At 70.5% G+C, this 20,668-nt stretch carries 14 protein-coding genes; 6 read left to right on the top strand and 8 right to left on the bottom strand.

The genetic code is table 11. The annotated features are described in order from the left end of the window. Positions 1-68: 68 nt before the first annotated feature. Entirely contained in the window at positions 69-1,490 is a 1,422-nt protein-coding gene (locus tag ACYVJE_RS04770; protein ID WP_461143450.1) for a TrkH family potassium uptake protein, read from the bottom strand. Positions 1,491-1,623: 133 nt separating this feature from the next. On the opposite strand from ACYVJE_RS04770, the gene ACYVJE_RS04765 reads away from it, so the two are divergent. The 3 genes from ACYVJE_RS04765 to ACYVJE_RS04755 are packed head-to-tail and all read left to right on the top strand — an operon-like array spanning position 1,624 to position 3,156. After that, positions 1,624-1,956: an SAM-dependent methyltransferase gene (locus ACYVJE_RS04765; RefSeq protein WP_461143449.1), complete on the top strand. Its 333-nt coding sequence runs from the start codon at positions 1,624-1,626 to the stop codon at positions 1,954-1,956. Then, positions 1,947-2,429, top strand: a complete 483-nt coding sequence (locus ACYVJE_RS04760; protein WP_461143448.1) for an SDR family NAD(P)-dependent oxidoreductase — start codon at positions 1,947-1,949, stop codon at positions 2,427-2,429. Before ACYVJE_RS04765 ends, ACYVJE_RS04760 begins: the two co-directional genes overlap by 10 nt. A 40-nt stretch (positions 2,430-2,469) precedes the next feature. Then, positions 2,470-3,156, top strand: coding sequence for an SDR family NAD(P)-dependent oxidoreductase (locus ACYVJE_RS04755; RefSeq protein WP_461143447.1), 687 nt, complete (start codon positions 2,470-2,472; stop codon positions 3,154-3,156). A 62-nt stretch (positions 3,157-3,218) separates the two neighbouring features. Here the strand turns inward: ACYVJE_RS04755 and ACYVJE_RS04750 are convergent, their stop codons facing one another. The 4 genes from ACYVJE_RS04750 to ACYVJE_RS04735 all read right to left on the bottom strand — a co-directional run bounded on the left by ACYVJE_RS04750 (position 3,219) and on the right by ACYVJE_RS04735 (position 7,106). After that, a complete protein-coding gene (locus tag ACYVJE_RS04750; RefSeq protein WP_461143446.1) occupies positions 3,219-4,001 on the bottom strand; it encodes an arginase family protein in 783 nt (260 codons plus the stop codon). Between the two features lie 190 nt (positions 4,002-4,191). Further along, complete coding sequence (locus ACYVJE_RS04745) at positions 4,192-4,992, bottom strand: sugar phosphate isomerase/epimerase family protein (RefSeq protein WP_461143445.1); 801 nt, start codon at positions 4,990-4,992, stop codon at positions 4,192-4,194. A gap of 15 nt (positions 4,993-5,007) precedes the next feature. Beyond that, complete coding sequence (locus ACYVJE_RS04740; protein WP_461143444.1) at positions 5,008-5,928, bottom strand: sugar phosphate isomerase/epimerase family protein; 921 nt, start codon at positions 5,926-5,928, stop codon at positions 5,008-5,010. Positions 5,929-5,930: 2 nt separating this feature from the next. Further along, positions 5,931-7,106, bottom strand: coding sequence for a Gfo/Idh/MocA family protein (locus ACYVJE_RS04735; RefSeq protein ID WP_461143443.1), 1,176 nt, complete (start codon positions 7,104-7,106; stop codon positions 5,931-5,933). Positions 7,107-7,291: 185 nt separating this feature from the next. Here ACYVJE_RS04735 and ACYVJE_RS04730 point away from each other — a divergent pair, with 185 nt between their 5' ends. The 3 genes from ACYVJE_RS04730 (at position 7,292) to ACYVJE_RS04720 (ending at position 11,168) form a co-directional block, all read left to right on the top strand. Then, a complete protein-coding gene (locus ACYVJE_RS04730; RefSeq protein WP_461143442.1) occupies positions 7,292-8,515 on the top strand; it encodes an ROK family protein in 1,224 nt (407 codons plus the stop codon). Between the two features lie 106 nt (positions 8,516-8,621). Then, entirely contained in the window at positions 8,622-9,737 is a 1,116-nt protein-coding gene (locus ACYVJE_RS04725) for a Gfo/Idh/MocA family protein (protein WP_461143441.1), read from the top strand. A 114-nt stretch (positions 9,738-9,851) separates the two neighbouring features. Further along, complete coding sequence (locus ACYVJE_RS04720) at positions 9,852-11,168, top strand: MFS transporter (protein WP_461143440.1); 1,317 nt, start codon at positions 9,852-9,854, stop codon at positions 11,166-11,168. A 513-nt stretch (positions 11,169-11,681) separates the two neighbouring features. On the opposite strand, the gene ACYVJE_RS04715 is transcribed toward ACYVJE_RS04720, so the two are convergent. Genes ACYVJE_RS04715 through ACYVJE_RS04705 form a run of 3 tightly spaced genes read right to left on the bottom strand, consistent with a single transcriptional unit; the run spans position 11,682 to position 20,657 of the window. After that, on the bottom strand, positions 11,682-12,701 hold the full coding sequence (locus ACYVJE_RS04715) for an SDR family oxidoreductase (RefSeq protein ID WP_461143439.1): 1,020 nt from the start codon (positions 12,699-12,701) through the stop codon (positions 11,682-11,684). Continuing rightward, entirely contained in the window at positions 12,698-15,961 is a 3,264-nt protein-coding gene (locus ACYVJE_RS04710) for a polyketide synthase dehydratase domain-containing protein (protein ID WP_461143438.1), read from the bottom strand. Before ACYVJE_RS04710 ends, ACYVJE_RS04715 begins: the two co-directional genes overlap by 4 nt. Continuing rightward, on the bottom strand, positions 15,954-20,657 hold the full coding sequence (locus tag ACYVJE_RS04705) for an SDR family oxidoreductase (protein ID WP_461143437.1): 4,704 nt from the start codon (positions 20,655-20,657) through the stop codon (positions 15,954-15,956). The genes ACYVJE_RS04710 and ACYVJE_RS04705 overlap by 8 nt, the downstream gene beginning before the upstream one ends. Positions 20,658-20,668 lie beyond the last annotated feature (11 nt).

Below are 20,668 nucleotides of genomic sequence, written 5' to 3'. Positions count from 1 at the left end.
GGTGTCTCACCGTTGCCGAGCGAGCCATCCGAACGTGATGGCGCTGCAAGTGGTGGGTGGTGTCGGGATCATCCCACGATGGGCCTTTCCTCCGGTCGTTCGTAGCGCCTGGGACGGGTCCGCAGTGCCAGGGCAGCGCCGAGTGTGATCGGTCCGAGGCGACCGATGAACATCAGCGCCGACATCAACATGTGCGCCGCTGGCGGCAGGTCCGGGGTGATACCGGTGGACAACCCCACGGTTGCGGCCGCGGAGATCGCTTCGAACAGCACCGCGTCCATGGCGAAGTCGGTCAGGGCCAACAACGTGGTGGTCGTCAGCACGACCAGGCCCACGGTCAGCAGGACGATGGTCAACGCCTGACGCTGCACGTCAACGGGCAGTTTGCGGCCCATGACGTGCACGCTCGGCTCCCCGCGCAGTTCCGCCGCGATGGCGAAGGCCAGCAGCGCGAACGTGGTGACCTTGATGCCGCCTGCGGTGCCACCGCTGCCGCCACCGATGAACATCAGTATGTCTTGCACCAGCAGGCTCACCGAGTTCATCTCGCCGATGTCGACGGTGTTCAATCCACCCGAGCGGGGCATCACCGCCGCGAAGAAGCCGGCGAGGAACTTCGTGGGAACGGTGAGGGGGCCGAAGGTGGCGTCGTTGCTCCATTCGCTGGCCGTGATGGCCACGAAGCCCACCAGTACCAGCATTCCGGTGGCCAGCAGTGTGATCTTGGTGTGGATCGTCCATCCCCGGTGGCCCTTCCGGAGCCTGCGGCCGAGTTCGAACCACACCGGAAATCCAAGACCCCCTGCGATGACCGCGAATGACACCGTCACCGAAATCCACGGATCCGCGACGAAGCGGGTCATTCCGTCGTCGTAGAGGGAGAATCCGGCGTTGTTGAACGCGGATATCCCGTGGAAGATCCCTGAGTGCAGCGCCTCCGTGAACGCGTAGCCGTGGCCGAGCAGGAGACGCAGGGTCAGCGCCAGCGAGATCATGACTTCGAAGACGAGACTGAGCTTGACCACCCCGACCACCACGGACCGCACTTCGCCCAGCGCGAGGCTTTTGGTCTCGCGTTGGGCGGAAAGTTCCATCTGCATCCCGAACCGTCGCGACACCAGCAGACCCAGCAGGGACGCCAGGGTCATGACACCGAGTCCGCCGGCCTGAATCAGCCCGAGGATGACGAGTTCTCCGAAGATCGACCAGGTGGTGCCGGTGTCGACGACCGCGAGGCCGGTGATGCACACCGCCGAGGTGGCCGTGAACAGCGCGCGCACGACATCGATGCGCGCACCGGGTTCCGTGGCCACCGGCAGCATCAACAAGACCGTGCCGAGCAGAGCTGCCAGGCCGAATCCGAAAAGCACCGTCCGGGCCGGTCGCGCAGCCGACGGCCGTGCCGTTCGGGGAACTGCCGTCATCTCGACATCGCTTTCGCCGTTCCGTCCGTCATCGGGGCAGGCGCAGCCTAACGCCCCGGCTGTCACCGCCGACGGTGTTGGTGACCGGCTCGCCTGACACCCTCCCCCTCGGCGGCCGCGAGGGTCTCCGGTCCGGTCATGTTCGGTTCAGGTCCGGCGGGCACCGGCCGGCGGGGACGAGGGTCCCCCGCATTTCACCGTGTGCGCTCCGGTCGGCCCCGCGCTGCGGCTCATCGCCGACCGTGCGACCGCTACCTGGACGAGCTTCGGCGCCGGCGTGGGGCTGCTCGTCCTCTGCTGGGCTCCCGGGGTGCCGACGGTGGGCAACGTCCACGAAGTCACCCACGCCCACAACGCCCAGGCGCGGGTGGCCTACGTGGGCTGGGAGGCCATCGCGCGTCACCACGCGCGGCACATCCTCGGCGACGAGGCTCGCGTGTGCGAGCCCGGGGCGGACGTGTGCGAGCCCGGGGCGGTGTTGGCCGCGCCGGGGTGGCGGGGCTGTGGGATTTCACGCGTCCGGTGGCGGTGATCGCCTTCGGCATCCTCGACATCAACCCGCTCCTCGACGAGCGCCTCGAAGACTGGCACGCCACGCTCGCGGTCAACACCACCGGTCCGCTGCTCGGCATCCAAGCGGCCGTGCCCCTGATGCGCCAGCACGGAGGCGGTTCCATCATCAACACCTCCTCGATCTTCGGCATGGCCGGCGCCGCCGGCCATGCCGCCTACACCGCCAGCAAGGGCGCGCTGATCGCGCTCACCAAGACCGCCGCGCTCGAACTCGCCGCCGCCGACATCCGGGTCAACGCCCTCTGCCCGGGCGGAGTCAGCACTCCCATGAACGAGAACGAGACCGAAGGCGGGGTCATCCCCCAGACCCCCATGGGCCGTCGAGCCGGGGTCGACGAAATCGCAGCAGCCGTGGCCTTCCTCGCCTCCGACGACTCCAGCTTCACCACCGGAACGGAGATGATCATCGATGGTGGCTTCCTCGCCCACTGACCCCGCACCGTCCCCTGACTCCGCTCGGCGAACGGTCGTCGTGACCGGCGCGGCCAGCGGCATGGGCCTGGCCGCGGCCGAACGCTTCCTCGCCGAAGGGTGGACCGTCCTCGGCGTCGACCAGGACGGAGACGCCCTGAACAAGGCGGCGACCTCGAAGGGCGCGGCATTCTCCCCGGTCGCCGCGGACATCACCGACCGCACGGCACTGTCAGCAGCGCTGGGCACTCTGCCGCCAGGGCTCGGCGCCGTGGTCAACGCCGCCGGGATCTACCCAACCACGACGTTGGCCGATTACGACGAGTCCGACTACCGCCGCATCTTCGACGTCAACGTACTCGGCACCGTCAACGTCATCGCCGAAACCGTACCTGCCCTGCGCGTCTCCGGTGGCGGTGCCGTCGTCAACTTCGCCTCCATCGACGCCTTCGCCGTTTCTCGGGGACAACTGCTCTACAGCGCCTCCAAAGCCGCCGTCGTGTCCCTGACCCGCTCGCTGGCCACCGAGCTCAGCGAGGACAACATCACCGTCAACGGCGTCGCCCCCGGCTGGGTCGACACGCCCGGCACCCGAGCGGGAGGACGCCTCGAACAGGCAGTGCAGACCATCCCACTGGGGCGCGCCGCACAACCCGAAGAGATCGCCGACTGGGTCTGGAAACTCAGCCACGGTACCTACATGACCGGCGAAACACTCGTACTCAGCGGCGGCCTCACGGTTCGCTGACCGAAGGAGCTGCCGTGACCTTTGGCGCCCGCGATGCGGGGGACGAAGATTCCACGCGGTGCCTAGCGCCGGTCCGCCGTCGGTTCCGAGATCAGCGGGAAGCCGTTCAGGATCTGCTGCAGGTGCATCACCTGGCGGGGGAGGAACTCCGCGATCGCGGATCCGACGACGTCTGCGGCTCCGGCGATGTCGGCCACGACGCGCCGCACCTCGGTGCTGGTGAGTCCGCCGGGTTCGGGGCCGAGGCCGAGCGTGATCTCGTTGCTGTCGACCGCGTCGACGTCGAAGTGCACGGCGACGCGTGAGCAGCAGGTACCCGCGATCCAGTCGAGCAGCGGTTGCGTGGTTTCGCGGAGGGCGCCGGGGCTGAACGGCGGGATGCCCCACTCGGCGATGTTGCCGACATCGTCGTCGGTCCACGAGTGCAGCCCTATCAGGGCGACCCGGTTCGGGGGGACGGTCGCCGGCAGCAAATCCTGCGCCTCGGGATGGCCGTGGCCGGTCAGCGCGGCCACGGCCATCGCGTGATAACCCGGGTACTCGCTGCGCGGGGTGCCGATGTCGGGGTGCGAATCGATCCAGACGACCGCCAGGTCGTCGCCGTAGCGGCGGGCGAGTTCGGCGAACGGGGCCACGCTCACGGAGCACTCGCCGCCGAGGGTCGTGATGCGTGCCGGGTCGTGGTGGCGCACGATCTCCACAGCACGTGCGAGCTGCTCGACGACGACCGTTTTGGCCTCGACGCCGTCGCGTTGCTCGAGACCGCGGTCGGACATCGTGACCGGCACGGTCGCGGTGGGGCCGTCGTGCGGCGGCAGCACCGCTTCGAGCACGGCCGTGCCCACGGCATAACCGCGGTGAGCGACGTCGGGGGAGAACTCGGAGGCGAAGGATTCGACGCTGGAGCTGCCAGCACCCTGCCACTGCGGCCAGACCAGGCGCAGGTGAACGTCGTCGTGCTCGGAACCGCCCGTGGGTGACGCGTTGGGACGTGCCGTGGAACGTTCCGCACCAGAGCCGTCGTTGTCGGACCAGTCAGTACCAGCGGGACAGCCCTGTTCCCACGAGGTGTTCGGCGTTGCTGCTGAGCAACTCGTAGGGGTCGACGTTGGTGGTGTCGATTTCGGCCACGTGCCAGTCAGCGTTTTCCGCACTTTTGAGGGCTGCCGGGATGTCGACGGTGCCGGTTCCGATGGGGGTTTGCGGTGCTCCGGGTTCGGCGGGTCCGTCTTTGACGTGCACCGAGACGGCTCGGGTGCCGAGCATCTCGAGGACTCCGGCGGGATCGACGCCGGCTGCTGCGGCCCAGTAGATGTCGAGCTCGGCGAGGAGGTCCTCGCTGGCGCGGGAGAAGAACCGTTCGTAGCCGCTCGTGCCATCGGGAAGTGCAGCCCATTCGAACCAGTGGTTGTGGTAGCCGACGTTGAGGCCGTGTGCGGCGGCTTCCTGCGCGAGGGCGCTGAGTGCGTCGGCGAAGGCGTCCACCCGGGCGACGTCGGCGAATGCCTGTTCATCGAATCCCGGAACCAGTTTCGGGTGCGGGACGAAGACAGTATCGGCCCCGATGTTCGCGCATTCCTCGGCCAGTTCCGTGATGCTGGGTGGTACGGCGGCGTGCACGGCCGAAACGGTCAGGCCGGTGGCGTCGAGTCCTGCGCGGAGGGAGCGGGCGGCGGCGAGGCGTTCGGTGAAGGGCCGGTCCGGTGAGCCGAGGCCGAAGGGTTCGACGTAGCGGAAACCGAGTCGTGCCAGGCGTTCCAACGTGGAGTGCTGGTCAGCGGCGAGCTGGTCTCGGAGGCTGTAGAGCTGGGCGGACAAGGTGCCTGTGCGGGTCATGCAGATCTCCTCGTTTCAGCCGATGATGAGCGGGCGCAGCGTGCGGTGGGCGATGCTCAAGCCTTGAGTGACGCGGTGGGCATCGCCGCTCCAGACGGGGTCTTCGTGCTCGACGGAGAGGGTTCCGGTGAAGCCGTGTTCGTAGAGCCGGTCGACCACGCGGGGCCAGTCGACCTGGCCCAGTCCGGGAACGCGGTAGCGCCACCAGCCCATGTCCCACGGGTCGTCGCCTTTGTTGACCTTGCCGAAGAATCCGTAGCGCTGCCGCGCACTCGGGTCGAGTTCGACGTCTTTCGCTTGGGCGTGCACGATCCGGTCGGCGTACGGGGCGATGGTCTCGACGGGATCGATGCCGATCCACGTGAGATGCGAGGGGTCCCAGTTCAGGTACAGGCCCAGCGAGAACATCCACTCCCACAGCTCCGGGGAATAGGCGAGGTTTCCCGGGTAGCCGTCGGGGTGCCAGCCCTCCATGACGCAGTTCTCGATGATGATCGCGACGTCGCGTTGCCCGGCGTAGTCCACCAGTTCCCGGAACACCGCCTCGGCCTCGGCGAGGTTGTCCGCAACCGGTTTGGTCCAGTCGCGGCCGATGAACGTGCCGACGTAGCCCACGCCGAGGGCGTGTGCGGCGTCGATGGTGTGGCGCAGGTGGGTGTGGATTTCCCCGCGCCGACCGGGGTCCGGGTGCAGGTTGTTCTCGTAGTAGGCCAGTGCGGACAGTTTCAACGAGTGCCGTTCGAACAGGGTGAGCGTGTCGTCGACGTGTTGCGGGCGGAAATCGGTGACCGGGAGATGGTTGGCTTCGAAGTCGCGGCTGCCGGTGCTGGGCCAGCAGGCGACTTCCAGCGCTTCGTATCCCGCGCTTTCGGCCCACTCCGCGATGCGGGGAAGTGGCCATTGGGGCAGGCAGGCGGTGAGCATTCCGAGTTGCATGGTTACACCTTCGTCCACGAGCCGGTGCGGGAGGAGTTCAGGACGGCCTCGACCAGGCGGGCCGAGCGGAGTCCGTCGGCAAAGGTGGGAAGCCCTTCCGGGGTCTCGCCGTCGATCGCGGCGTAGGTGTCGGCCACGAACGCCTCGAAGCACTGCGCATACCCCTGGGCGTGCCCGCCGGGCAGATGCGACAAGCGCCGCTGTTCGTCCGAGCCGGTGTCGATGTCGCGCACGAGGACGCGCGCTCCGCCCGGAGTTCCCAGCCACGCCCGTTCCGGGTCTTCCTGGTCGAAGACGGCGCTGGCACGGGAGCCGTCCAGTTCGAACCACAAGCGGTTCTTCCGCCCCGCCGCGACCTGCGAGATCGTGGTGGAAGCCAGGACGCCACCGCTGGTGCGCAACACCAGAGCCGCCGAGTCTTCCGTGGACACCGCCACGCGGTGGCCACTGGTCGCCTCCTGGTCAGGTGAGGTGAACGACGGTCCTCCGGTGGCGGGGCGGTGCGGCACGGCCACCGAGGTCGCGGCCAGCAATTCCGCGAACGGTTCGCCGGCGACCCATTCGACGAGGTCGCACCAGTGCGAGCCGATGTCGGCGAAGGCCCGCGACGGTCCACCGAGCTCGGGGTCCACGCGCCACCCCGACGCATCGGGCGAGAGCATCCAATCCTGCAAGTAGCTGCCGTGGATCAAGTTCCAGGACCCGAACTCCCCCGCCAGCCGTCGGGAGCGGAGCTCGCGCACGATCGGGTGGTAGCGGTAGACGAACGGCACGGTGGCCACGAGCCCGCTCTCCGCTGCGAGCCCGGCCATGCGCTCGGCTTCCTCGGCGGAAACGCCGAGCGGTTTCTCGCAGATGACGTGCTTTCCGGCCCGCAGCGCGGCTTCGGCGTACGGCGCGTGGGTCCTGTTGGGCGTGCAGATGTGGACGACATCAATGCGGTCATCGGCGAGCACGTCGTCGAGATCGTGGTAGGCGGTCGGCACCCGCCACTGCTCGGCGACCTGCCGCGACCGGTGCGGCGACGAGGCCAGCACACCGGTGACTTCAGCCCCGGCCAGCAGGGCGGCCCGCCGGTGCACCCCGGCGATCATGCCGGCACCGAGGACGGCGACTCGGCGACGCTCACCGCAGCGGCCGCCGCGTTCGGGGGGTTCGACAGCGGGTTCCGGGCTCACGGAGAGCCTCCTTCCGCAGGAATCGACAGGAGTACGGGTGTCTCACGCCCGATTTTCGTCGCGAATAAAGGTAGATCGCATTGTTTGCGACCACAAGAGACATCATTTATGTTCTTTTCAGTCATTAATCCGCTGCAAACGAACCAGGGGGACGGATGGTGAGCTGGGAGCCGATCAGGCTGGCAGTGCCGACGACGTCCGGACGAGCCCACGGCAGCCTGGTGCACAGCTCGTTGGCCCGTCTGATCGCCTCGGGCGCCGCCGTCAGCAGGGCGGAGCTCGTGCGGGCCACGGGCCTGGCGCGCTCGACGGTGAACACGCATCTCGAGGCGCTGCTCACCGCAGGGGCCGTGGTCGAATCCGGGATCGCGGGCAACGGTGGAAAGGGCCGCCCCGCTCACCGGCTGGGCCTCGCGCCCCGCGCAGGGGTGGTCCTGGTGGCCGACGTCGGTGTGCACACCACCCGGCTGGCCATCGTCGATCTCGCGCAGACCGTGCTGGCCGAACAGCAGGTGGCTCTCGACATCGCCGAGGGACCCGAATCGGGCCTGGACGTGCTGACCGAGCACTTCCACAACCTGCTCACCTCGTCCGAGGTGGCGCAGGCCGAAGTGCAGGCGCTGGTGATGGGCCTGCCCGGTCCGGTCGACTCGCAGGTGGGCACGCCCGTGCGCCCACCGATCATGCCCGGCTGGGACGGCTTCCCGGTCGGCCAGGTGATGGGCGAACGGTTCGGCTGCACCGCGCTCGTGGACAACGACGTCAACCTCATGGCCCTCGGCGAGGCCCGTGCCCTCCCGGCAGAGGCGGCTCCCCTGCTGTTCCTCAAGACCGGCACCGGCATCGGCGGTGGCGTCGTCTCCGCCGACGGCGAATTGCACCGCGGCAGCGACGGCTCTGCCGGCGACATCGGCCACATCCGCGTGGCCGGCGCCGATCACGTCGTCTGCCAGTGCGGCAACGTCGGGTGCGTCGAAGCCGTCGCCTCCGCCGGTGCTGTGCTGCGCCGCCTGCACGCGGAGCAGGGCGGCGAGGAGTCGTCCGTCGCGGATCTCGCACGGCTTCTGCGCGATGGTGATCCCGCGGCGGTGCACCTCGTCCGTTCCGCGGCCGAAACCCTCGGCGAGGTCGTGGCGATGCTGGTGCACTTCTACAACCCGAAAACGATCGTCCTCGGTGGACTCATCACCGTCGCCAGCGACGACGTGCTCGCCGGCATCCGCAGCGTCGTCTACCGAAGAGCACTACCGCTGGCCACCCGCCACCTCGCCCTGCAGCACAGCCTGCTCGGCCGCTCCGCCGGACTCGCCGGAGGCGCGGTCGCCGGGATCGAGAACGTCCTGTCCCCCTCGGGCATCTCCCGCCTGATGACCACGCCGGCACTTGACACGACCGCACCGCGGCGCTAATCATGTGCTCCGTCTCACAGCCCGGTTTTGTCGCCGCCGCAAGCAGCGACGTCCGCAGGGAGCTGCACCCCCTGCGCTGCCCGACAAACCGAGACGTGGAGACACCATGATCGACGCTCGTCAGTCCCTGCGCACAGGAATCCTCGGCACCGGCACCATCTTCCGGGCGTACGCCCGCGGACTCTCCCTGCACGAGAACCTGCCCCTCGTGCGCGTCGCCGACCTGGACCAAGACCGTGCCCGCGCAGCAGCCGAGGAATGGGGCATCCCGGCCTGGGGCACCACCGACGACCTCCTCGCCGACCCCGAGGTGGACCTCGTCGTCAACATCACCCCACCCGCAGCCCACGCCGCGCTGACCAACGCGGCGCTGCGCGCGGGCAAGCACGTCTACGTCGAAAAGCCGCTCGCCGCCACCGCGGACGAAGCGCGGGAGAACCTCGTCGTGGCGAAAGAAACCGGCAGGATCCTGGGCGGAGCGCCCGAGACGTTCCTCGGCACGGCCGGTCAAACCGCTCGCGCCGCCGTTGACGGTGGCCTCATCGGACGGCCCTTCGCCGCCACCTCGTTCGTCCGGTCCTCCCGGGCCGAAACCTGGCACCCCGACCCGTCGTTCCTGTACCAGGAAGGAGGCGGCCCGGTCATGGACTTCGGGCCGTATCACGTCGCGGCCCTGGTGAACCTGCTCGGGCCGGTGACGCAGGTCGTTGGGGCCACGAGCCGGGCACAGGACGAACTCGCGGTCACCGCCGCCAACCGGCGCGTGGAGCGCATCGACGTGTCCGTCGACACCCACGCCGCCGCCGTCTTGCAGTTCGCCTCCGGCGCGCTGGCCACCGCGATGTACAGCTTCGACGTCTGGGACACGACCCTGCCGCACCTGGAAATCTACGGCACCGACGGCACGCTGCAAGTCCCCGACCCCAACCGCTTCGACGAACCCGTGCTGCTCCGCCGACGCACCGACGACGATTGGTCCGAAGTTCCCCCGGTCATCGCACGGACCACCCCGGACCCACCACGTCCCTTCCGGGGCCTCGGTGTCGTCGACCTGGCCGCACACCTCGCCGGTGACGACCACCGCGCCACCGGCACCTTCGCCTACCACGTCCTCGACGTGCTCTCCGCGCTGCAAAGTCGCGCCATGTCCACCGGCGCCACGCCCATCACCAGCACCGTCGAACGCCCCGCCCCCGTGCGTGGCGCCCGCACGTCCGCCTGACACCGCTGACGGCGGCGAACCCCCTCCCCTCCACCGGCCGGCACCGGCTCCTCGACGGCTCTGCGCAGCTGGCGCCGGCTGGCAACTCCGCCGGTACTGACGAAGGAGTCACCCGTGGCCACGACTGCGCACCCACCCCTGCCGGAAAGTCCCGAACACAGACCCGACGCCTCGGAATCCCAGCCCGAACGCCTCATCCGCCTGACCGGTCAACCGGTGGGCATCGGATTCGTCGCCCTGTACATCCTGGCCATGTTCGGGCTGTGGGTGGCGCTGATGACCCCCGCTTCGGTCACGCTCTCGCTGCGAGTCGCCGCGCTCGACCCGGAGGGCAAGACCACCTCGCTGGCGTTGGTCACCGGCATCGGCGCGATCTTCGCCATGGTGACCAATCCCGTCTTCGGGCACCTGTCCGACCGGTCGACGTCGCGCTGGGGGCAGCGACGGCCCTTCATGCTCGGCGGAACCCTGTTCGGCACCGTCGCTCTGTTCGTGATCGGCGTGGCGCCGAACATCCTCGTCGTGACCATCGGGTGGTGTCTGACCCAGATCTGCCTCAACGCCGCCCTGGCCGCCATGATCGCCCTGCTGCCCGAACGGGTTCCGGACGAACGGCGCGGCAAGGTGTCCGGATTGATGGGTATGACTAGCCAGGTCGCCCAAGTTGTGGGGACGTTCCTCGTCCAGTTCACCGGCACCTCCGGCATCGGGATGTTCCTCGTGCCCGCCGCCATCGGACTGGTGTCGATGCTGGCCTTTACCTTCTACCTCAAGGAGATGCCGAAGAGCCGCGAAGAACTGCCGCGCAAGTCCTGGATGGACATTCCGCGCAGCCTGTGGATCAACCCCGTCAAACACCCGGACTTCGCCTGGGCCTTCCTCAGCCGGTTCCTGGTCTGGATCGCCGTCGCCCTGCTGACCACCTACAAGACCTACTTCCTCATGGACCGGCTCGGCCACACCAGCGCTGAAGCCGCCGAAATCCTGGTCTGGACGATGCTCACCCTCGCGATCACCGTCGTCCTCGCCAGCAGCGTCAGCGGCTGGTGGTCCGACCGAGCACAGCGCCGGAAAGCCTTCGTCGCGGTCGCCTCAGCGCTGTTCGGAGTCGGCATGATCGTGATCGCCTTCTCGCACTCGGTGGCGGGATTCATCCTCGGTGTGGCGATCGCCGGTATCGGCCAAGGAGTCTACGTGGGCGTGGACTACGCGCTCGTCGCCAGCGTGCTGCCCAACAGTGACACCGAAGCAGCCAAGGGCATGGGGGTGTTCAACATCGCCAACGCGCTCCCTCAGACGATCGGCCCCATGATCGCACCGATCTTCCTCGCCATCGGCGGAGGCGAGAACTACACCGCCCTCTACCTCGGCGCCGCCACATTCGCCGCCGTGGGGGCCACCGTGCTCCGGTTCATCAAGATCGCGCGATAGTGCCCGGATCAGAGCCGTGCAGCAGCAGGTCGCTGGCAGTTGTAGGTCTTCGCGCTCCGCGGGCACTTCATCGGAAGGGTCCTTTCGCGGTTGGGACGCTGTGACCAGCTACGTTGTTGATCGTCGGGCGTGGCGTCGGTACGCGCGGAACCGCCTGCGCCCGATTCCGGCGGAGAGACCGACGTGGCCGAGCCGGCGGTCTGCGCAACAGCCGCTTCACCCACCCGTGCTTCGCCGGGGTCAGACCGCGGCCACCTCGGCCCGCTGGGCTCCGGCTCCAGGCCGGGCGGTGGGAATTGTGCCCGTCTTCCTGGTGAACACGATGAGCAGCACGTCTCGCAACCGCCCACGACGAGGTCCTGAGCCAGAGCTCGGGGCCTGCACGAGCGTGGGGAGTCGGTTCGGCTCACCCTCCGACACGATCGTTGACCACACGCGTCGTGATAGGGCTTCCACGGTCCTCGCGTGTGGTTCGTGCTTGAGGCCCAGCTGGAGGCCCTCGAGGAGTGCGCGTCACGAAAGCTCCCAAGTTTCCCGGGGTAGTTCGGCGAGGTGATCGATCAGGTGGCGCAGGGCGGTTTCGCTCGATTCGGCGGTGGGTGCAGGTGGGCCGGAGGGGAGGCCTCCCAGGGAGGTGGGAAAGGGATCGGCGTTGTCGTAGGCGGCCATGAGGTCGGCGGCGCGCTGGATGACGCTGGGCGCCGCGGAGCTGGAGGAGCGTGAGAGGACGCTGGCGATGACCGTGGCGGCGACGGCCGGATCGATGAGACGGGTGTGGAAGACCGTCTGGTCGATGTCGCGCAGATCTTCGTCGTACTGGGCGCGGGCGACCGAGGCGTCGCTGGCGACGTCGATGATGCGTTCCATCGGCAGGGCGGCCGGGCCGGCGGTGACCCAGTGCTCGCCGTGCGCGTCGTGGTCGCGGGCGAGAGCGGCCAGCGCGGCCGCGACGGCGTCCCGGGGGACGAGGTCGATGCGTGTGCCGGGCGTGCAGGGCAGGAAGGGGAGCTGGCCGGACAGTGCGAACCCGAGCAGGTAGTGGAACGCCTGGAGCCGCGGGATGTCGCCGGTGCGGGAGTCGCCGATCACGGTGGAGATGCGGGCGATGCAGGTGGGCAGACCGGATTCGCGGACCAGGGTCTCACCGGCGGTCTTGGTGGCGGCGTACGCATCGAAGGGCGTGCCGTTGCCCGCTCGGGTGACGAACGCCGTGGAACCGTGCACGAGGCGGGCGCCCGCGTCCTCGGCGAACTGCAGCACGTGGCCGGTGCCGACGACGTTGACCCGGTGCAGGTGCTCGTGCGAGGCCGAGAAGTTCACGGCCGCCGCGCAGTGCACGACCACGTCGACCTCGGCCGCGAGCTCGCGGTACTCGGCCGGGTGGAGGCCGAGCCAGGGGCGGGTCACGTCGCCGCGCACGGACGTGGTCTCGACCGGTTTGTGGTGGGTGAGCGCGATGACCTCCTCGGTGCCGTCCAGCTCGCGCAGCAGGGCGGAGCCGACGGCCCCGGAGGCTCCGGTGATCAGAATCATGGGGTCCTCACGGTGGCGGAGTTCTCGTCCCAGCTGACGTCGTCGAGGGTGGTCACCTCGGCCGTGCTCGGGTGGACGCCGGTGGTTCGGGCGAGGTGGTCCTTGACGGCGATGTGGGCCAGCCAGTCGGCGGCGCGGGTGTCCGCGGGCAGGCCGTAGAGGGCGTTGACGGTGCCCGGCACCGTGTCGGCCCGCTCCACGTCGCGCCTGCGCAGCACTCCGTCCGAGCCGGTCAGCAGGAGGCGGGAGTCGGGTGCGGCGTCGCGCAGGTAGGCGCGCCGCTCCGGACCTGACACCGCGGTCAGGGCTCCGATCGGGATGTGCATGACCACGGTTTGGAAGGCGACCAGCACGTGCTGTCCGCGGCACATCTGGATGTCGATCGCGACGAGGTCGTCGGGCAGCGTGCCGGCGAAACGGGCCTCGACCTCGATCTGGCCGTGGTCGGGCAGGGGCTCGTACACGGTGAGGTGGTTGAGTCGGTGCGGGAACGCCAGCCGGTCGGAGCCGATCGCCGGGTCCCACCGGTGCAGCGCGTCGTGCGGGATGGTGTGCAGCGCGGCGTCCAGCAGCCCTTGGTGCAGCGCGCCGCGGGGCACCGACCCGCGTTCGGCCTCGAGGACGCCGCTGGCCCCGGTGGAGCCCATCCGCAGCCTCGTCACGTACTGGAAGCTCGGCCCGTGGAAGAGGTTCGCGTTCTCGTAGGGGTCCGGCGCGTCCGCGAGGTCCTCCAGCGGGGCGAAGCGAGTCGGCCGGGGTGGTGCTTCGAAGCCGACCGTCGCGGTGGCCACCGGGACGAAGCGGGAGAGTGCGCCGGCCTCGTGCCACACCGCGAGCCGGACTTGTTCGTCGGTGCAGGTGGCGCGGAGCCGGGTCGGGTTGGCCACGGGCAGCCAGCGCTGCACGTTCAGGTCGCGCAGCACCCGCACCGGGCGTCCGGCGCGGTCCCCGGCGGACCGGGCGAGGAGCTCGGCGGTCGACATCAGCGGCACGGCGGGGACCGTCCAGGTGGGGCAGTGGTCCGCCAGCCACGTGTCCGCCCGGGGGTCGAGCACGGTGTCGACCGTGGAGGGCGAGTCCGGCGCGCCGGGCACCACGCGCACCTGCAGGCGGGGCACGTGGTAGATCTTGCGGCCGTCCACCCACAGCCAGGCCTCGGCCGCTGCGTGCCCGCCGCCGGGGCCCAGTTCGACGTCCAGCACGTCCAGTTCGACGGTGACGAGCGCGTCGGAGGGTAGGACCTGGCCGCGGTACTTCCACGAGTCGGGCACGACGGGGTCGAAGCGGAAGCCGTCGTCGACGCCGCGCTGGATCAGGTAGCAGGACAGGAGCTGGCACATCGCTTCGACGCCGAGCGAGCCGGGTTGGACCGGGTCGTTGAAGAAGTGCGCTTTGAAGTACCAGGCATCTGCCCGCACGTCGCACTCGGCCCGCAGCCGTCCGAGACCGGCGGGGCCGCCGTCCGGCCAGTACCCTGTGAGCCGGTCGAGCATCAGCAGCATCGGGCCGGGCAGGCGGGCGGAGCGCCCGAAGAAGTGCGCGGGGCGGGATCGCAGGTCGACAACGGGGTGTTCGCAGGGCTGGGCGAGGCGGGAGCGGTCGTGGTCGGTCACCGGCAGACCGGTCTGGGCCACCAGCTGGTCCGCGGGCGCCATGGCGAAGACCGCCGTGCCCTCGAGCACGACGGCGCCGTCGGCTTCGCAGTGGATCCGGAACGTTTCGATCGTCGTGCCGTCCCAGTGCTCGACGTCGGTGAGCTCGACCGCGGTGCGCAACGAGCTGACCTCGGGGGGCACGTCGCGGACCGTCGAGAGTCGACCGTCGAGGTTGCGGATCCGCAGCTGCTCGTCGGCCGTGCCGCCGTTCATCAGGGCGGTCAGGAAGCCGCAGGGCTGCAGCGCGATCTCCATCAGTACGGCGACCGGCACCGTCCCGCTCTGCTCGCGGAACCACACGTGCCGGGGCACGTCGTACTCGGCGACCAGGCTGCTGCCAGGGCGGAAGTTCCCTTGGGTGGCGGACAGCTCGGTGACCCGGGTGAGGAACAGGTACGGCGGCCCCGGCAACCGCAACGCGTCGTCGCTGGCGCCGGGGAGGATCTCGGCGCGCGGCCCCCAGGCGGCGGTGAGCATCGTGGCGTGGTCGTAGCGGATTCGGCCCGTGCTCGCTGCGGCCGGATCCTCGTGACCGCGCAGGCCTGCCAGCGCGCTGAGGGGGACCGGATCGCCGGTGCGCTGGACCGCGGGTGGACCGAGGAGCTTCCAGTGCGGCAGGGGGGTGTCGGCGACGAGGTGAACGGCGAGCCCTTCGGCGCGCAGCACCACCTGCTGGTCGATCGTGACGACTACGTCGGCGTGCGCGGTCGTGCCGGTGAGCGAACGCAGGGTGAGGTGGTACCGGGGTGTGCCGCTCGGCGCGTTGAGCAGGATCCGCAGGCGGGTGGGCGACTCCGGCAGCGGTTCGAAGCGCCAGCCGTCGTGGTGGATCGTGCTCCCGGTCGCGGCGAGGTGGAACGCCATCGCTTGGAGCCCGCCTTCGAGCAGCGCGGCGGGCGAGTGCCACATGGTCGGCGGGGTGCGGCCGATCGCGGTGAGCCCGCGTTCGGGATCGAACGCAGTGACCTCGCGCAGCAGAAGGATGCGTCGCGACCCGATTCCGGGGGTTCGGACGTGGGCGCGCGTGAGTTCCCACTCGGGGCCGGCCCAGCAGTCGGCCGGGCGGCCCTCGGCGAACGCCGTGACCGCATCGGTGTCGAACGCGGCCCCGGGGTGCTCGGTCGGTGCGGGCAGGTCCAGGTGGTCCGCCAGGCTGCCGCGCAACGACAGGTGGCCGTCGACCTCGCCTCGCAGCGCCGCTTCGGTGACTGTCAGCGAGCTGAGCAGCTGATCGCCCGGTGCGGGCAGGGCGTGGTGGAAGGTGAGTTCGCCGTCGAGCGCGCCGTCGCGCTGCGGCCACAGCGCCAGCAGCTCGTCCAGCACGGCCCCGCCCGTCATGCGACCGGCGCGGTCGAGGTACCAGCCGTCCAGCTCCACGGTGGCCCGGGCCGTGCGGGCCGGTTCGGTGGCGGGCTCGGCGGCCGTTCCGGTGGCCGCCCCGGTGGTGGGCGGGTGAACGCTTGCCTGCGTGGCCAGGAAGCGTTCGTGGAGCTGGGTGGCCTGCCGCAACTGTTCGGAGATCGCCGCCGCGGCGCTGATCGGGGCCGGTGCCGGCTGGTGGGACCGCGGAGCGCGGGGCATGACCTCGAAGTCCTGGTCATCCATTGGTGGCCTCCCCGAGTCGCGTCAGCGCGCGGCCGGCGGTGATCAGCACGCGCGGGTCGTCGGCAGGGGCGGTCAGTTCCCGGGCGAAGACGCGCGCTCCGTCCTGCAGGGGGATCAGGTCGACGCCGCCGAGGCGGAACACCTCGGCCAGCTCGGGGGTGACCATGCCGCCTTCCCACGGTCCCCACAGCAGCGAGCGGACCACCGCGTTCGGCCGAGCATGCTGCTCGGTGGCGAGCACGTGGTTGAGGGTTTCGTTGGCCATCGCGTAGTCGCACTGCTCGGCGTTGCCGGTCGCGGCGACGACCGAGGAGAACACGCACAGCAGTCGCAGCGGGTCCTCACGGGTGGCGTCCAGCAGTGCCCGCAGCCCGTCGACCTTGGTGCTGAACACGGCCTCGAACTGGTCCTCGGTCTTGTCCTCCACCCGCTGGTCGTTCAGCACCCCGGCCGCGTGGATGAGGCCGGTGATCGGTCCCCACTGCTGCCGGACGTCGGCGAGCGCCGTCCGCACGGCTTCGCTGTCCCGGACGTCGACGCGCATGTAGCGGATCTGGTCCAGCCCGTCCACCTCGCGGTCGGAGCCGCGGCCGAGCAGGACGAAGCGTGCGCGGTGCCGGGAGCTGAGCTCGCGCAGGGCGGCGGCGGTGACGGCCCCGGTCCCGCCGGACACCACGATCACCGGGTCGGCTTCCCAGGCACCGTCCGCGGCCGGTTCCGGGGCCTCGGTGGTGTCGAGCGTCCACCGGGTGCCGTCCGCGGCGAGCGCGACGTCGAGGTCCGGGCCTCCGGTGAGCAGCTCGTCGACGAGGGCGGTGGCGGTCTCGGTCGCCGAGCGGTCCGCGCGGTGGCAGTCGATGGCCTTGACCGCGGCCAGTGGCCACTCCCAGCGGACGGTGCGGGCGAGTGCGGCCAGGCCGCCGAGCCAGGGCCGTTGCGCGTCGCGGTGGCCGAATCCGCCGCCGGTGTCCTGCACGGTGACGAAGACACCGCCCGCGGTGCGCAGCCGGGGCGCGATCGCCTGTGCGGCTCGGAAGGCGTCCCGTTGGGTGTCCAGGGCCTCGCCCGCGGACGCGGTCTCGGCCAGTCCGCCGAGCAGCACCAGGCCGTCGGCCTCCAGCGTGGTGATCTCGGCCGCGGTGCCGACCTGCGCGTGGACGCCGCGCTCGGTGAGCAGCCGTGCGGTCTCCTCGGCGACCCCGGTTCCGTCGTCGGTGACCAGGACGGTTCCGAGCCCTTGCATGGCGCTGCCCGGTGCGGGCGCGCGCCGCAGCGTCGGCACGTGCCGGTGGATCGTCTGGTCGGGGGTGGATGTGACGGGCTGGGCGGGTGCGTTCAGCAGCTCGCGCAAGCGGTCGGCGATCTCGCCGAGGGTGCGCAGCGTCAGCAGCGGGGTGAGCCGTTCCCGGTCCATTCCCTCCAGCTGCGGGAACATCGGGCGCAGGGCCGAGAGGACCTGGGCGCGGGTGATCGAGTCCAGGCCGAGGTCGGCCTCCAGCTCCATGTGCGGTTCCAGGATCTCCACCGGGTAGCCGGTCTTCTCGGCCACGGCGGCCAGCACCTGGGGTTCCAGTTCGTCGACGCTGCGTGACGGCACGGGTTCCGGGGCCGCGGCGGTCGCTGGGGCAGTGGGGGCCACCGGGGTGGCGGAGGCGGCGGGCGGTTCGGAGGTCACAGGGGGTTCGGGAGACGCGGGTGGCCCGGCCGGTGCGGGTGGTGGGGTGGTGGTCCGGAAGGTCGGCGAGGGGGTGGCGGTCTGCCCGAGGCCGTGGTCTGCGGCCGGGTCCAGCGAGGTCAGCGCGTCGATCGACTTCTCGGCCATGCTCAGGTACGCCGCGTGGGCGCGGGCGACCTCCTGCTGGGCTTCGGCGACCGCGCGCAGCGTGTCGCCGTCCTGGGGGACGTCCTCCTGGGCTGCGGAGCCGGACAGGACCGGTGCTGGCGCGGTCGGCTCGTACTGCGGGTTCGGCGGGTAGCGCCTGCCGTGGTTGCCTCCGTTGATCAGGACGGGCATCGCCGGGCGTGCGGGCTCGGGCTCCTCCGGGCCGTGCCACAGCCCGGCGAAGTCGAGCGGGACGCCGAGCGTGGCGAGCTGTCCGAGCGCGTCGAGCAGCCCGGTCACCCCGTTGGAGCTCGCGCGGTCCAGGGCGATCGCGTGGCCGTCGGAGAGGTTCTCCTTGACCAGGCTGGTCAACGCGCTTCCCGGGCCCACTTCCAGGAAGATCCGCACCCCGTCGGCGTGCATCGCCCGCACCATGTCGGCGAACCGGACCGGTGAGGCGACGTGGTCGGCGATCGCCTGCCGGATCTCGGCCGGCTGCACCGGGTGCACGGCTGCCGCGGCGTTGCCGTACACGTTCAGCAGCGGCGCGCGCACCGTCTCCGCGGACAGGAAGTCCCGCAGCGGTTCGGTCGCGGGGGCGACGAGGGGGCTGTGGAAGGCGGCCGCGGTGTCGAGCGTCCGTGCGGTCATCCCCGCCGCGGTGGCGTGCTTGCGCACCAGCGCGCCCGCCTCGGCGGTCGCGGCCACCACGACCTGGCGCGGACCGTTGTGGTTGGCGATCCAGGACTGACCGGGGTCGTGCTGCTCGAGGAGGTTGGTCACCTCGTCCACGCCCGCGTCCAGGGCGATCATGACGCCGGAGCCCTCCCGCATCAGCTCGCCCCGCCGGGCGGCCAGCCGCATCAACGTGTCCTCGTCGAACGCGCGTGCCGCGTGCAGCCCCACCAGCTCGCCGAAGCTGTGCCCGGCCACGCAGTCCGGCCGCACCCCCGCGGTCTCCAGCACGTTCAGCAGCGCGAGGCTGTGCGCGGCGATGGCGGGCTGGGCGACGCCGGTGTCGGTGACCGCGTGCTGCTGCGCCTGCCGCTCGGCCTCGGTGAACACCGGTGGGGGGAAGACCAGCGGCGAGATCTCGTGCCGGTCCCACACCGCGTGGGCCTGGGGGAAGTGCATCGCCAGGTCGGCCCCCATGTCGACGTACTGGGAGCCCTGGCCGGGGAAGAGGAACGCGATCCGGCCCGGAGTGCGGCCGACACCGTAGTGCAGGCCGGAGGGCGTCGAGAACGGCTTCGTGCCGACCAGCCCCCGGGCCTGCTCCAGCTTCTGCTCGAGGTCCTCCGTGGACGAGGCGACCACCGCCAGCCGGTGCTCCTGCGTGTGCTGGAAGGCGTTCTGGGAGCGCCGCGCGACCGCCGTGAGGCTTCCCGACAGGTCGAGCGAGAACAGCTCCTGCGGCGTCGCGGCGGACAGCACCACCAGTTCTCCGGGCCGTGCTTCGCAGCGCACCGCGGGGCGGGCTCCCGCCGTTTCGTCGGTGTACTCCTCCAGTGTGACGTGGAAGTTCGAGCCGCCGAAGCCGAAGCTGGACACCGAGGCCCGCCTGGGGTGCTCGGCCGTGTGGATCCACGGCCGTGCCTGCGTGTTGAGGTAGAGGGGGCTGTCCTCCAGGTTCAGCGCGGGGTTCGGGCGGCCGACCTTGATCGTCGGCGGCAGCACCTTGTGCCGCAGCGCCAGGGCGGTCTTGAGCAGGCCCGCGGCGCCGGCGGCGGCCTTGGTGTGTCCGATCTGGGATTTGACGGACCCGAGCGCGCACCACTGGCGGTCCGTCCGCCCGCTCGCCTCGAACACCGAGTGCAGGGCGGCTGTTTCGGTGGCGTCGCCGGGAGCGGTGCCGGTGCCGTGCGCCTCGACCAGACCGACCGTGTCCGGTCCGTAGCCGGCGGTCTCGTACGCCCGGCGCAGCGCCCGTGCCTGCCCGGTGTCCAGCGGCGCGTACACCGAGGTGCCGCTGCCGTCCGAGGAGGAGCCGATGCCGCGGATGACGGCGTGCACCCGGTCGCCGTCGCGTTCGGCGTCGGCGAGCCGTTTCAGGGCGAACAGGCCGAGGCCCTCGCCCAGCATGGTGCCGTCCGCGCGCTCGTCGAACGGGCGGCAGTCGCCGGTGGGAGACAGGGCCGGGGTCTTGCTGAAGCACTGGAAGGTCATCGCGTCGTTGAGCGTGTCGACCCCGCCGGTGATCACCATGTCGGAGCGGCCGAGCAGCAGGTCGTCGACCGAGACCGACAGGGCGGCCAGCGAGCTCGCGCAGGCGGAGTCGACGGTGAAGTTGGTGCCGTGCAGGTCGAAGCGGTTCGCGATCCGCCCGGCGACCACGTTGCTCAGCATGCCGGGGAACGTCGCTTCCTGCCACGGTGCCGAGTACTCGAGGATCCGGTCGCAGACGGCGTCGGCGTCGGCTTCGGACAGTCCGCTGTCCAGCAGCGTCCGGCGCCACTGCGGGCGTCCGGACCGCGTCGCCATCTCGCCGAGCAGCTGCAGGGAGGCGCAGCCGAGGAACACGCCGACCCGTTCGCCGTCGATCTGGCCGAGCCCGGCGTCGGAGAGCCCGGTCAACAGGCGTTCCGCGGCGACCAGTGCCAGCAGTTGGGCGGTGTCGGTGGCTGGCAGGTTGCGGGGCGGCACCCCCAGGGCCATGGGGTCGAACTCGACCTCGGGCAGGAAGGCCCCGCGGCGGGCGTAGGTCTTGTCCTGCGCGTCCGGGTCGGGGTCGTAGAAGTCCTCGATCAGCCAGCGGTCGGCCGGCACGTCGGTCATGAGGTCGCGTCCTTCGACGACGTTGCGCCAGAAGGCGTCCACGTCCGGCGCGCCCGGCATGATCGCGCTGACGCCGACGATCGCGATCCGGTGGTCCATGTTCGTTCTGC

Source organism: Salinifilum aidingensis, from assembly GCF_054782015.1.
This window is presented reverse-complemented; position numbering and strand designations above follow the sequence as displayed.